Consider the following 12,845-nt stretch of genomic DNA (forward strand, 5'->3'; position numbering starts at 1 on the left):
ATGAGTGAAAAATCAAGACTTGACGAAATAAGAGAAGAACTTGAAAAGCTGGATATCAGTCCTACCATATTTGCCAGAAAAGAGATCCGGGAATTGCCGGATATCGTCTCAAAAGAGGAAAAAATTGTCTATCTCGTTGAGGGCAGAAATAAAATAAACAATCATCATATTATTTTAGTAGCTACAGACAGAAGAGTGATCTTTGTGGATAAAGAATTCATGTATGGATTGAAGGTAGAAGATTTTTCTTACAGTAAAATCAGTTCAATACAGTATGAAACTTCATTATTGCTGGCCTCTATATATATTCAGGTTACAGATGACATCGTGGAAATTGATGGAGTAGGAAAGTACCATGCAGAACTTTTTTGTGAAAAGGTAAGAGATTTTATGTCCCCTCCTGAAGAATACACTCAGCAAAAATCTGAACCCAGTGTTTTGGACCAGCTCGAACAATTGGGAAGGTTAAAAGAAAGCGGAGTTTTGAGTGAAGAAGAATTCAATGTTCAGAAGAAAAAATTAATGGAGAAGTTATGATAAAAGAAGTTGTTTTTAGAGCATTAAACTGGAGATGGTATTTTACCTCTTTCATCGCCTTATTTGTTGGAATTATCTGTTGGCTGCTTATTCTCATTTTGCCCATCAGTAGTTTTACATGGAATTTTTTCTCTGCTGTACCATTTTTGATCGCTTTTATAAGCTTTGTCTTGGGGATTTCGAGAATGTTCAAAAAAGATGAATTTAAAAATGGTCTTTGGCAATGCCTTCTTAGCTTTATGATGTTTTTTATCATTGGTGGCTTATTTGCTTTTTGTCCGCCTAAAAGTCCTTATAAAGCTTACAACAATGATATCAAGAATCCAAAGAATGCAAAGTTTTCAATGCCTTTAAAACTGTTTTCAGATGAGAAAGAACTGGTTGAGGTTACCCAGCCCGATGTACTTATTTATGATTACTTACAGCCGGGATCTTATAAATACGATGTTTTCCTGAATAAAATAGAAAAAGGGAAGGTATATTTAAAAGTGTATGATTTCAATACCAATAGGATTCTTTCTGAAAAAGAAATTAAAAAACAATCCATCAGAAATGTCTTTAATCCCAATGATGAGCTGAAAGAGTTTTCGAGTGATGAGAAGGATTTTACAGTGAAAGAAGGAGATTGGGGCGATTATTACGGAAGCAGGATTGAAGTATGGTTTCAGCCGGAGGATTCTAATCAACCTGAAAGAAAATTAATAGAAAAAAATTATATTATTCAGGGAAACTAAAACTATTTTAAACTAAAACCATGGAAAATTACTTAGAAATAAACAAAAAATCGTGGAATGCTAAAGTAGAACCGCATTTGAAATCGGATTTCTACTTTGTAGAAGAATTTTTAAAAGGAAGAACCTCACTGAATTCAATAGAACTTGAACTTCTGGGAGATATAAAAGGAAAGACTATTCTGCATTTGCAGTGTCATTTCGGGCAGGATTCTATTTCACTGTCAAGAATGGGTGCAAAAGTTACCGGGATTGATCTTTCTGACAAAGCGGTTGATACAGCTAAAGACCTTGCACAAAAGTGCGGAGCTGATACAGAATTTATCTGTTCGGATGTATATGAACTGCCGAATGTTCTGGATCAGAAATTTGATATCGTGTATACGAGCTATGGTACAATAGGCTGGCTTCCAGACCTTGAAAAATGGGCAGGCGTTATCAATCACTTCCTAAAACCCGGAGGACAGTTTATCATAGCAGAATTTCATCCTGTAGTTTGGATGTTTGATGATGACTTTATAAAAGTTACCTACAACTATTTTAATGAAAAACCGATTGTAGAAACTTATGAAGGAACTTACGCAGATCAGTCTGCAGCTATTGTACAGGAATATGTAATGTGGAATCACTCTTTATCAGAAGTTCTTGACAACCTGATTAAAAAAGATTTGCAACTGAAGACTGTCCAGGAGTTCGACTGGTCACCCTATCCATGTTTCAGACATGTAGAAGAAGTTGAAAAGGGAAAATGGAGAATTCCACAGTTTGGAAATAAAATACCTCTTGTGTATGCATTGGCAGCACAGAAAAAATAAAAATTTGGTAATTATTACGATTTTAGACTAGTCCTGATATTTTAATTATTATGACTCTGTCATTCTGAATGCAACGAAGTGAAATGAAGAATCTAAGCTATATATGAGATTCTTCCTTCGTCAGAATGACAAATGTATAAAATTGTATATAGTCACCAAAAATTTAAAATAAGATATTTTTAACCATTAAGTTTTGATAAGTCTTTAATGGGTTCCTAACTGTAGTGGTTTAATTAAACTAAAAAGTCATCGTAGTGCTATTACGATGACTTTTTCTATATATGAATGTTAAAAAAAACTGCTCTTTGTTGGTTAGCTGATAGAATCTTCAGCCTTTGTTTTTACTTCGTCCACTTTATCCTGAACTTGGGAAGCAACATCATTGGCTTTGCTTTTAAGATCATTTCCCCATTTGTTAAGATTATCTTTTGCTGTATTCAGTTTATCCTTAACAGCTTGTTGATCTTCAGGGCTTGAGTTCTTATATTTCCAATAAGCTAATGCACCTAAACCTAGTAGAGCTAATAATCCTTTTGTTTTGTTTCCCATGATTTCTATTTTTTTATGTATTAATATTAAAATTTGTTATTACTATTAATGTAAAATACGTGCCAAAAAAATAAATACAATTATAAAAAAATGTTAAATTTAAGAGAAGACTTTGAAATTTTTGCCATCAAAACTAGCAAAGACCATAGTAGGATAAGAATCCTGATGGTATATATTTCCATCCTTATCAATAGCGATAGCGCCTGCAAATCCATCAATGGTTTTAAGCTCTTCAAATGTCTTGCTGAAAGCCTGTTCAAGATTCATTCCGTCCGTAACTCTTGTTACGATTTTTGTGGCTGTAGCGTTACTGACAATATCTTCTCCTACGCCAGTACAGCTCACAGCACAGAATGCATTGGCATAATTTCCTGCCACTGTGGCGGAATCTGAAATCCTTCCGGGAATTTCAAAACCTTTCCCTCCCGTAGAAGTAGCAACGGCAAGTTTTCCGTCATGATCTATTGCTACGCAGCCAACAGTGCCTTTTCCGCCGTTTTTAAGCTTAGCTTCATATTCTTTTCTTCTTTGAGGGATTTCCGTGGAGAAATTTTCAAAACCATGTTCATTAGCATAGTTCTTCGCGCCTTGTCCTCCTAAAACTCTATCATCTTCACTGATCAGATCTTTAGCAACAAAAATAGGATTCTTTACATCCTGAATATTAATCACCCCGCTTAGCTTCTGAGTGTCTCCATTCATAATCGCAGCACTCATACGGATAACACCGTCACTTTGAATCTGAGAGCCTATTCCTGCATTGTACAATGGATTGTCTTCCAACAGTGAAACAGCATACGCCACCGTATCGAAAGCGGAATGGGTTTCAAGATAATCAAAAGCTTTTTGTGCTATTTCTTTTAAAGATTCCTGCTTTGCAGTTTTTACTTCATGGCTTTGGTCGCTTTCAGAGAAAAAACCGCCGTGGATAATGATTTTCATAGTAGATATAGGTTTCGTGTTCCGGAGTTCCGTATTTATAATAATCAATAATACGAATCCCGGTTATTAATACGAAGAAAAGATAAGAATTTTATTAATATCCTGTCGTAACGCAAGTTTCGTGTTCCGTGATTTCGAGTTTATTGTCTTTTGAAAACCCTCATCTCAAAACTCCGCAACCCCGTACTATTTATCTTGTGGTATCGGATTAAACTGAGAGTTCTCGATAGTTAATGTTTTTGTTGTAAGATCATAATGATCATTCATAGACATCACATGTACCGTTAAATTATCAATAGAGATGGGTTCTCCAAGGTTGATATTCGTAAGATTGGTATCCTTAATAAACCTTCCGTCTACCAATATAACAAGACCTGAACCTACAGCAGTCATTACATCATTATGAATGAAAAGTCCTGTATCTTCTCCAAGCCCGATTCCCAATGTTCTAGGATTGTTAACTACTGCCTGAAAAAGACGCCCGATTCTGCCTCGCTGTACAAAATGTGTATCGATAATTACGTTATCTATAAGACCTAATCCCTGGGTTGTTTTGATTTCTCCTTTTAAAAGAGCTTCAGAGCTGCTTCCCTGATAGATCATATTTTCAGAAGCTGCCGCAGCACCTGCAGAAGTTCCTGAATAAATAAAATCCTGTTCCTGATATTTTAATAAAATGGTATCATGAAATCTCGTCCCTCCCAGAATAGAAGTCAGTCTCAGCTGATCTCCTCCGGTGAACATCATTACATCTGCAGCATTGGCTCTTGCCACCATCGCATCAGAATTAGCCTCTTCACGGTTGTGGATGTCAAGGACATTTACATTTTTAGCACCGAGAAATTCAAATGCTTTTTTATATTCAGAGCCTACGATCTGGGGGATTTGAGAAGCGGTAGTAACGATTTCAATGACAGAATCTTCTTTATTTTTTGATTCGTTGATGATCTTTCGTAAGATCCCACGTTCAAAAAAGTTAAGATTCTTTTCTATATTCTGATCATAATCGGTTTCAGCAAAACTTCCTTTGTTTACAGCTCCTCCAATAACTATTAATTTTCCAACAGGTTTCATCATGGTACAAAATTAAAAAATAATTAACATTCTTTCGCGAATTTTATGCCATCTTTAATTGATTTTTAATGATTTATAAATGTTAATAGAAATTAATATTTTTTTAATAAATCTTTAATTTACCTATGGTTTCATTTAGGGTTTTACATTATCTTTGGCTATGAAAGGAGTTATTGTTAACTGTTAAAATGCCAATAGACTATGAAAATCGAAAAGATTCAGGCACTACGAGGTCCTAACATCTGGAGCATCAGAAGAAAGAAGCTGATACAGATGAGGTTGGACTTGGAAGAAATGGAGGATTATCCTACCAATAAAATAGAAGGTTTCCGCGAGAGGATTGAAAAATTAATTCCTTCATTGATTACCCACCGATGCTCGGAAGGAGTAGAAGGAGGCTTTTTCCATAGAGTGGAAACAGGAACCTGGATGGGGCATGTCATTGAGCATATTGCTTTGGAAATACAAACTCTTGCAGGAATGGATGTGGGGTTTGGAAGAACTCGTGAAACAAAAACTCCGGGAGTGTATAACGTGGTATTCAATTATATTGAAGAAAATGCCGGTATTTATGCTGCGGAAGAAGCAGTGAAAATTGCGGGAGCTATTGTAGAAGGGACAGAGTATGATATGCATGCATGCATTCACCGATTAAAAGAGATCAGAGAACGTGTCCGTCTGGGACCTTCTACAGGAAGTATTGTGGAAGAAGCCGCTTCCAGAAAAATCCCATGGATCAGGTTAGGGACGAATTCCCTGGTACAGTTAGGGTATGGGGTAAATCAACAGAGATTTCAAGCGACTATTACTGGAAAAACAAGTTCTATTGCGGTGGATATCGCATGTAATAAAGAATTGACAAAGAGAATGCTTCATGATGCAGCAATTCCAGTTCCGATTGGAGATTTGATAGTTGATGAAGAAGGTTTGAATGCTGTGATCAGGAAAATAGAATATCCTATTGTTTTAAAACCTTTGGATGGAAATCACGGAAAAGGTTCGTCCATTAATGTCAACGACTGGGAATCTGCTAAAATAGGTCTGGAGCATGCTCAGAAATATTCCAAAAAAGTAATTGTTGAGAAATATATTACAGGCTATGATTTTCGTATTCTGGTCATCAATAATAAAATGGTGGCAGCGGCAAGAAGAGTTCCCGCCCATGTTGTAGGAGATGGTGAGCTTAATCTTCAACAGCTTATCGAAAAAGAAAATAAAGACCCAAGAAGAGGATATGGTCATGAAAATGTCCTTACCGAAATTGAGGTAGATAAAGATACACTGGAGCTGCTTGAGAAGCTTCACTACACGCTGGAAACGATTCCTCAAAGAGGAGAAGTAGTTTACCTGAAATCAACAGCCAATCTTTCAACGGGGGGAACATCCATTGATGTAACGGATATGGTGCACCCGGAAAATATCACAATGGCTGAAAGGATCTCCAAAATTATCGGTCTGGATGTCTGTGGTATTGATGTGATGGCAGAGAACCTTACACAACCCTTGAAAGAGAGTGGCGGAGCGATCATAGAAGTTAACGCAGCACCAGGATTCAGAATGCACCTGGCGCCAAGCGAAGGATTACCAAGAAATGTAGCTGCTCCGGTAGTAGATATGCTTTATCCGCAAGGAAAACCTTTTACCATTCCAATCATTGCGGTGACAGGAACCAATGGTAAAACAACCACGACAAGGCTTATTTCACATATTGTAAAAAGCAACGGGTATAGAGTAGGATTCACGACTTCGGATGGGATCTATATTCAGAATACGATGCTGACAAAAGGAGATACTACAGGACCTATTTCTGCAGAATTTATTTTAAAAGACCCTACGGTAGAATTTGCAGTTCTGGAAACTGCCAGAGGAGGAATTTTACGTTCCGGACTTGGTTTTTCACAATGTGATATCGGAGTTCTTACCAACATTGAGGAGGATCATTTGGGAATGAATGATATTCATAATTTAAAAGATCTTACCAAAGTAAAAAGGGTAGTGCTGGACAGCGTAAAGAAAAGCGGTTGGAGTGTACTGAATGCAGACAGCGAATATTCTATGAGGATCATCAATGATCTTGATTCTAATGTTGCGATCTTCAGTATGGATGAAAATAATCCTCATATCGTAAAATTTGCGAAAGAAGGAAAAATCACGTGCGTATATGAAGAAGGTTTTGTCACCATTAAAAAAGGAGACTGGAAGATCAGAATAGGAAAAGCCAAAGATTTCCCGATTACGATGGAAGGGAAGGCAAGATTCATGATTGAAAACGTATTGGCGGCAAGTTTAGCGAGCTACCTTTATGGATTCGGGATTGAAGATATTTCCAATTCTTTGAGAACCTTTATCCCAAGTGCTCAGCTTACGCCGGGAAGACTGAATGTTTTTAAATTCAAAAACTTTAAAGTTCTCATAGACTTTGCTCATAATCCTTCAGGATACGAAGCTATTGAAGATTATCTGAAAAATGTAGAGTCTACGAAGAAAATCGGTATTATTTCCGGTGTTGGGGACAGAAGAGACAGTGATATCAGAGAATGCGGAAAGATTGCAGGAAGAATGTTTGATCATATCATCATCCGAAACGAAAAACATCTTCGTGGAAGAACCGAAGAGGAAATCAATGGATTGATTATCGAAGGAATGCAGTCTGCAGGAAAAGATGTAAGCTACGAGATTATCCCAAAGGAAATAGAAGCATTAAAACACGCTATGGGAATGGCAGAAGAAGGAACGTTTATTACGGCTCTGAGTGATGTTATTTCCAATGCAATTGATCTGGTACAGGAATATCAGGCAAGAGAATTATTAGAAGACGATAAAAACGTGTAAATAAATCTTTATAAACTTATTAAAATTGCAATGCGGAATCAATAAAACGTATTGCAATTTTTTTTGCTCCTATAGCACTGTAGATGATTTGAAGGCAGTTTTTCTAATCATTGAGTATAAGTTGTAAACACTTTTAACTTTTTTAAATTGAAAAAAATAAAAAATTATTAACTTGCCATACGATCGGTTTTTATGAAAAAGGCACTATTTATTTTCTTTCTTTATGTTTCTATACAGTCTTATTCTCAAAGCTATACTCCGGCAAAGCTGGATAGTATCACAAGTATCTATAAGAATAAAGGAGAGTATGAGAAGGTTTTTCGATACAATATAGCTGCACTTCAGTATTATAAAGAACATGATAACCCCGAGGGTGAGGCTTTAGCTAATATTAATATTGCTAATGCCCTTTCTACATTTGATGAGCACCAGAAAAGTCTACATTATCTGAATGAAGCGAAAAAACAGCTTAAATTAGTTAATGATAATGGACTGAATGCCAGATTGTGTAATGAAATTGCAAGGAATTATTCTTTTTTAGGCCTTTATAACCAGGCCAATATTCAGCTGAATAAATCTATAGAATATCTTAAGCATGCCTCTGATACAAAAGAGAACAGAAATTCTTTATTTTTTGTTTACATCTGGAAATGGTCCAATTTTGAGGATTTAAAGCTTCCGGATTCCATTAACGCAATGCGGAAAAAAGGATTAAAAGATTTTCCTAACGAACCTAAGATTTATGTAAGAATTGCAGAACAGTTTTTATCCAGAAAACAACATCTTGATTCTGTAGAATATTACCTGAATAAGGCTTCTGTACTAGCCGTAGAAAATAACAGCTCACTCCACGCTTACGGAGCTATTGCAACAAGACGCGGAAATCTGTACACGCTGAAAAAAGATTATCCAAAGGCACTCGAGTACTATCAGGAATCTTTGCCCATCTATCTGAAAATAAATCGTGGTGCAGATATTATAGATACCTATAAAAAGATCTATCAAACTTATCTGGCTTTACATGATATTCCAAAAGCAAATGAATATCTGGCAAAATATACCGAACTCAATGACAGCATCCAATCCGGAGAAAGAAAAGCCGTTGCTTCGGTCGTTAATAATCTTGCCATTGAACAGGAGAAAGAGAGAAATAATCTCTACATCATTATTGTTGCTATTGCTGGTATTGCTATTGTATCTATTGCCGCAATATTTATGATTCGGAAACGGAATAAAAGAAGAGATCAGCTGCTTGAAGAACAGAAGAAACTCATCGGTGAGAAAATAATTGAAACGGATCAACTGAAAAAGAAAGTAGATACTTCAATTAATGAATTGTCTAAAATGGCTACTTCCAACAATCCTTTTTTTATAAGTAAGTTTAAAGAAGTGTATCCGGATTTTTATGAAAAACTGATTTCACAATATCCCGATCTTACCAATCATGATATAAAATTTATCGCTTATGTAAGGCTTAATCTGACCAATAAAGAAATCGGACAATGCGGAAATGTAACTGTAAGAGCTGTGGAAACCAAGAAATACAGGCTTAAGAAGAAACTCGAATTACCCGCTGACATGGACTTCGGAACCTGGGTTTCAGAATTATAATTAAAATAAAAATGCCTCAGGTATTTCTGAGACATTTTATTGTGATTGATTATAATTTTTCAGACTTTTCTAAATAAGATAAGAGTTTATAAGCAATATCAATCCTTTCAGAATTAGGATAGTTTTTGTTGGCAAGAATTACAACACCAATTTTTTTCGAAGGAACATACATTACATAAGCTCCAAAACCATTGGTAGCCCCGGTTTTATTAATCAATACATCTGTTGTCGGTTTCTGATGAGGAAGGATTTCCTTTACAGGATTGGGCTTAAAGGCCATATCCGCTGAATTTCCTTTTTGAAGCTGTTCCAGTGTTACCGGATAATTATATTGCTCCCAGATAAGATCCTGCGTCATTTCTGAGGTGTTAAAGTAGCCGGTATGAGTATTCATTATTGCGGCAGATAATTTATGGTCAATGTTTCCAATTCCCATGTTGGCATCCACAAACGTAATCATATCCTGTGTACAGGATTTCACTCCATAAGCTTCATCTGCCAAAACTCCTGGGTTTACACGGATCGGTTCATCATTTTTACTATAACCGAATGCATATTGGCTCATATTTTCAGCTGGTACTGTGTAAAATGTATTATTTAATCCCATTTTAGCAAAAACATTTTCAGTCATTGCTTTTGTGAAAGGTTGATTCATCGTTTTTCCTGCAATAACCCCTAACAGGCCGATGCTTGGATTGGTGTACATTCTTTGAGTGCTTGCAGGATAATCAGGCTTCCATGTTTTATAATAATGGATGAGTTGTTCATTATTAGTAATCTCTTCAGGTAGTTGCAGCGTAAATCCGCCTGCAGTATGTGTTCCCAGATTATAAAGCTTTATTTGGTCAAATGCTGTATTTTTCAGTTCTGGCATGTATTTGCTCACTGGATCAGATAAGTTAAGTGTTCCGTTAATTTGTGATAAACTGGCTAAGGTAGCTGTGAAAGTTTTGCTTACAGAACCCAGTTCAAATAACGTTTTATTGGTAACTTCTATCTGGTCTGCTTTTGAAGCTAATCCGTAATTGAAAAAAGTGTGTTTTCCATCTATCGTTATGGCGATACTTAACCCCGGAATTTTATTTTTCTCCATCACAGGTTTTACCAAAGCATCTACATAATTATTAAGATCTGACCCATTCTCTTTCTTGGGATTGTTACAGCTTGACAAAAAAGATAAACATAATACCGCAGCAGATATTTTTTTTAAACTTCGCATAATTTTAAGATTTTATTATTGAATTTTTTACTACTATTTACAATGAGAAATTTTCGAAAATTTTAAGCGAAAGTAAAAGGAATTTGGTGATGTCGCTGTACTACAATTGCACTACAATTACTTAACGTGTTGAAAATTAAGTTTTTGTAATTTTATTGAAGAGCTTTTGAAATAGGAAGGAATGTGTAGAAAAGATTACCTGAAAGAATTTTATCCTTCAAAAAATAGGTAATGAATGGATATGTGAAGAAGAGCTGTCTCAAAATTGTCATTCTGACGAAGAAAGAATCTCATTAGATAATATGAGATTCTTCACTACGTTCTCAAACTTTCAGTCTGTGCTCAGAATGACAAAACCAAATAATTTAACTTTGAAACAATCTATTTTATTTCAAATAATTATAATAAACGAATGTTATCCTTCAGCAAAAAAAGCATTTGAGCTTCCGATCCAGATGGCATCTTTTTTATTGAAATCTACATTTACCATTGCAGCTTTAGTCATTCTTCCCAAATTTTCCAATAGGATAGGACGTTCATCATTTTCCCGCCAAATATATAACAAACGGATCTCTGCTTTTGAAAATTCTCCATTGATATCTTCAAAAATAGGTGCATAATGTACTTTTCTCTGTAAGATATAATTTTCCTTATCCTGAATAGAATCGGTAATTTCCTTTGTAGGATTTAAATCAACACCGCTTCCTGCGAAGGAGAATAAAGGTTTCAAGACAAAATCCTCAAGATTTTCGTTGTTTGGAAACTCATGTAAAAAGTAACTCTTTGGAACAAATTGGTGTTGTAGCAATGGCAAAAGGAACTTTGAGATTTTAAAGAACCAGTTGGGATGAGTGATCCATTTTACATCAACTTCTTCACGGAAATCAAAATCTGTGGTTAGATCAGGAATGTTGTCCAGTTCATCAAATATAACGCGGTTGTAAATTCTCTTGATTTCAGTCAGCTTTCCATTATTTTCATAATACAGTTTCTTGCCTTCTTTCTTTACTTTTGTCAAACATACTGTTTTGATTCCTAATAATTTCTCTGTCAGAGCAAAATCAATGGCTGTTTTTTGCTTTTCCGGGAAGATTTCAAGTAAGATGACATTTTCAGGATTTTCATCGCCTACAATGAGTTCCTTCAAATAATTTTTGAACGTTTCACGAGGCATAGGGTTTTTGATTTCTGAAATAAAAGGATAAACTTCACAATACGTTTCTTCATATACTTTCTGAAAAGCATACAGAGAAGGAAATGCCTGAAGTTCTATCAGCTGAGGTTCTATTTCGCCGTTTTCATTTTTGCAGATTCCAAAATCTATGGTGAAAAAATGAGGCTGATTGGTATCATTGGGAACTCTGCAATTGTCAGGAATGGCTTTCTGAAGTGTTTCTGCAGGAAGCGCTTTAATCTGGCTGATAATGCTTTCACTGGCATCAATAAGTTGGCTTTCAAATTTTTTAGTCAAAAAAATAGGACTTTCTGAAACTCTGAAAGTAGGTTCTATCCCTCCTTTTTCTGCCAGTATATTTTTTAATTGACTGTATTTTTCTTGTGAAAACTCCTGATTAAATTGTTTTCTGTATTTTGGGATCATATTTTTTTCTTTGTGATGTTAAAAAATCGAGCATTTCTGCCCGATTTCAGTATTTTTATAAACCTTATTTTTCTTTTCAGACTAAAGATTTAGCTTCTTTCAAGATGTTTTTTTTTGCAAACTGAAGGAATCTCGGAAGGATTTGATTTCTGGTCAGAATGATCTTGTCTTCATCATCTATTCTGTCCATGGTCTCAAGATATTTTTCCATTCCGAAATTTTCAATCATCGCTTCTCTGTTTTTTTTATCTTTCAGATTTTCAATCAAAGATTCAGGATTAGCTTCGGGGTGAAATTGTGTTCCGAATATTTCATTGGAGAAACGAACTGCCATTACCGCTCTTTCCAGATTGATATGAGGACGAAATTTTTCAATCGCCATCACGGTCATTCCAAGTTCTTCCAAACGGTCATGATCCGGCTCAATAAACTGATAGGCTCTGGAGTCTACAGCATAAAAAGGATCTTTAAGATTTTTGAATAAAAATTCTTCTCGCCCTTCTTCCGATTTATGAACAGGCATTACTCCAAAAGAATAAGATTTTCTTTTGCAGATATTACCCAGTTTCCAGTGGATACTTGCCAGCTGAAAAGAATGGCAGATAAGGAAAAGGTATTTTTTATCTTCGCTGTATTGATTGTGTTCAAAAACGGCATCTAAAAAATGTGCAAATCGGTCTTCCCAAGCCAAACCTTCTCGGTGTGGATCTCCTGGCCCGCCTGAAGAAATAAAAATATCAAAGTCTCCAATTTCCGGCATTTCATCTTTAAATCTCACATCAAATGTCTTGATGACAACATTTTCTTCAGAGTTCTGCTGAAATGCTTCAGAAATTTCTTTAATGTTTCTAAAACCTTGATTCACATGATTATTGTTCATGTCCAGCAGAGCAATTCGAATATCTTTCATTACATCATATTTTTTGTAAAGTTAC

The 12,845-nt window shown here is 35.5% G+C and carries 11 protein-coding genes; 5 read left to right on the forward strand and 6 right to left on the reverse strand.

Annotated features, from left to right (window positions below; genetic code table 11):
* From LF886_RS11840 to LF886_RS11850, 3 genes are read left to right on the forward strand one after another with little or no spacing between them, the layout of a single operon-like run.
* Positions 1-537, forward strand: coding sequence for a PH domain-containing protein (locus tag LF886_RS11840; protein ID WP_236854267.1), 537 nt, complete (start codon positions 1-3; stop codon positions 535-537).
* Positions 534-1,271, forward strand: coding sequence for a hypothetical protein (locus LF886_RS11845; RefSeq protein ID WP_236854268.1), 738 nt, complete (start codon positions 534-536; stop codon positions 1,269-1,271). The genes LF886_RS11840 and LF886_RS11845 overlap by 4 nt, the downstream gene beginning before the upstream one ends.
* A gap of 20 nt (positions 1,272-1,291) precedes the next feature.
* The gene (locus LF886_RS11850; protein WP_236854269.1) at positions 1,292-2,083 is read left to right on the forward strand and encodes a class I SAM-dependent methyltransferase; all 792 of its coding nucleotides are present in this window, start codon (positions 1,292-1,294) and stop codon (positions 2,081-2,083) included.
* Positions 2,084-2,395: 312 nt separating this feature from the next.
* Here LF886_RS11850 and LF886_RS11855 read toward each other — a convergent pair whose 3' ends face one another.
* The 3 genes from LF886_RS11855 to LF886_RS11865 all read right to left on the reverse strand — a co-directional run bounded on the left by LF886_RS11855 (position 2,396) and on the right by LF886_RS11865 (position 4,648).
* Complete coding sequence (locus LF886_RS11855) at positions 2,396-2,632, reverse strand: YtxH domain-containing protein (protein WP_109738580.1); 237 nt, start codon at positions 2,630-2,632, stop codon at positions 2,396-2,398.
* A 99-nt stretch (positions 2,633-2,731) separates the two neighbouring features.
* Positions 2,732-3,574 (reverse strand): isoaspartyl peptidase/L-asparaginase, encoded by an 843-nt coding sequence (locus LF886_RS11860; protein WP_236854270.1) that lies wholly within the window; start codon positions 3,572-3,574, stop codon positions 2,732-2,734.
* 186 nt (positions 3,575-3,760) lie between these two features.
* Positions 3,761-4,648: a cyanophycinase gene (locus LF886_RS11865; protein ID WP_103234845.1), complete on the reverse strand. Its 888-nt coding sequence runs from the start codon at positions 4,646-4,648 to the stop codon at positions 3,761-3,763.
* 201 nt (positions 4,649-4,849) lie between these two features.
* Here LF886_RS11865 and cphA point away from each other — a divergent pair, with 201 nt between their 5' ends.
* Together cphA and LF886_RS11875 are read left to right on the forward strand one after the other, a co-directional pair.
* Positions 4,850-7,480: a cyanophycin synthetase gene (cphA, locus tag LF886_RS11870; RefSeq protein ID WP_236854271.1), complete on the forward strand. Its 2,631-nt coding sequence runs from the start codon at positions 4,850-4,852 to the stop codon at positions 7,478-7,480.
* Between the two features lie 192 nt (positions 7,481-7,672).
* A complete protein-coding gene (locus tag LF886_RS11875) occupies positions 7,673-9,091 on the forward strand; it encodes a tetratricopeptide repeat protein (protein WP_236854272.1) in 1,419 nt (472 codons plus the stop codon).
* 49 nt (positions 9,092-9,140) lie between these two features.
* Here the strand turns inward: LF886_RS11875 and ampC are convergent, their stop codons facing one another.
* The 3 genes from ampC to LF886_RS11890 all read right to left on the reverse strand — a co-directional run bounded on the left by ampC (position 9,141) and on the right by LF886_RS11890 (position 12,820).
* On the reverse strand, positions 9,141-10,310 hold the full coding sequence (ampC, locus tag LF886_RS11880) for a class C beta-lactamase (protein ID WP_236854273.1): 1,170 nt from the start codon (positions 10,308-10,310) through the stop codon (positions 9,141-9,143).
* Between the two features lie 415 nt (positions 10,311-10,725).
* Positions 10,726-11,910, reverse strand: a complete 1,185-nt coding sequence (locus LF886_RS11885) for a hypothetical protein (protein WP_236854274.1) — start codon at positions 11,908-11,910, stop codon at positions 10,726-10,728.
* 76 nt (positions 11,911-11,986) lie between these two features.
* The gene (locus LF886_RS11890; protein WP_236854275.1) at positions 11,987-12,820 is read right to left on the reverse strand and encodes a type 1 glutamine amidotransferase; all 834 of its coding nucleotides are present in this window, start codon (positions 12,818-12,820) and stop codon (positions 11,987-11,989) included.
* Positions 12,821-12,845 lie beyond the last annotated feature (25 nt).

The organism is Chryseobacterium sp. MEBOG07, from assembly GCF_021869745.1.
Classification (GTDB): domain Bacteria; phylum Bacteroidota; class Bacteroidia; order Flavobacteriales; family Weeksellaceae; genus Chryseobacterium; species Chryseobacterium viscerum.

Excerpts from the sequence above, each read along its gene's own strand:
- LF886_RS11845 (WP_236854268.1), top strand. The coding sequence starts at position 534 with ATGATAAAAGAAGTTGTTTTTAGAGCATTAAACTGGAGATGGTATTTT.
- LF886_RS11860 (WP_236854270.1), bottom strand. The coding sequence starts at position 3,574 with ATGAAAATCATTATCCACGGCGGTTTTTTCTCTGAAAGCGACCAAAGC.
- cphA (WP_236854271.1), top strand. The coding sequence starts at position 4,850 with ATGAAAATCGAAAAGATTCAGGCACTACGAGGTCCTAACATCTGGAGC.
- LF886_RS11840 (WP_236854267.1), top strand. The coding sequence starts at position 1 with ATGAGTGAAAAATCAAGACTTGACGAAATAAGAGAAGAACTTGAAAAG.
- LF886_RS11885 (WP_236854274.1), bottom strand. The coding sequence starts at position 11,910 with ATGATCCCAAAATACAGAAAACAATTTAATCAGGAGTTTTCACAAGAA.
- LF886_RS11850 (WP_236854269.1), top strand. The coding sequence starts at position 1,292 with ATGGAAAATTACTTAGAAATAAACAAAAAATCGTGGAATGCTAAAGTA.
- ampC (WP_236854273.1), bottom strand. The coding sequence starts at position 10,310 with ATGCGAAGTTTAAAAAAAATATCTGCTGCGGTATTATGTTTATCTTTT.
- LF886_RS11855 (WP_109738580.1), bottom strand. The coding sequence starts at position 2,632 with ATGGGAAACAAAACAAAAGGATTATTAGCTCTACTAGGTTTAGGTGCA.
- LF886_RS11890 (WP_236854275.1), bottom strand. The coding sequence starts at position 12,820 with ATGAAAGATATTCGAATTGCTCTGCTGGACATGAACAATAATCATGTG.
- LF886_RS11875 (WP_236854272.1), top strand. The coding sequence starts at position 7,673 with ATGAAAAAGGCACTATTTATTTTCTTTCTTTATGTTTCTATACAGTCT.
- LF886_RS11865 (WP_103234845.1), bottom strand. The coding sequence starts at position 4,648 with ATGAAACCTGTTGGAAAATTAATAGTTATTGGAGGAGCTGTAAACAAA.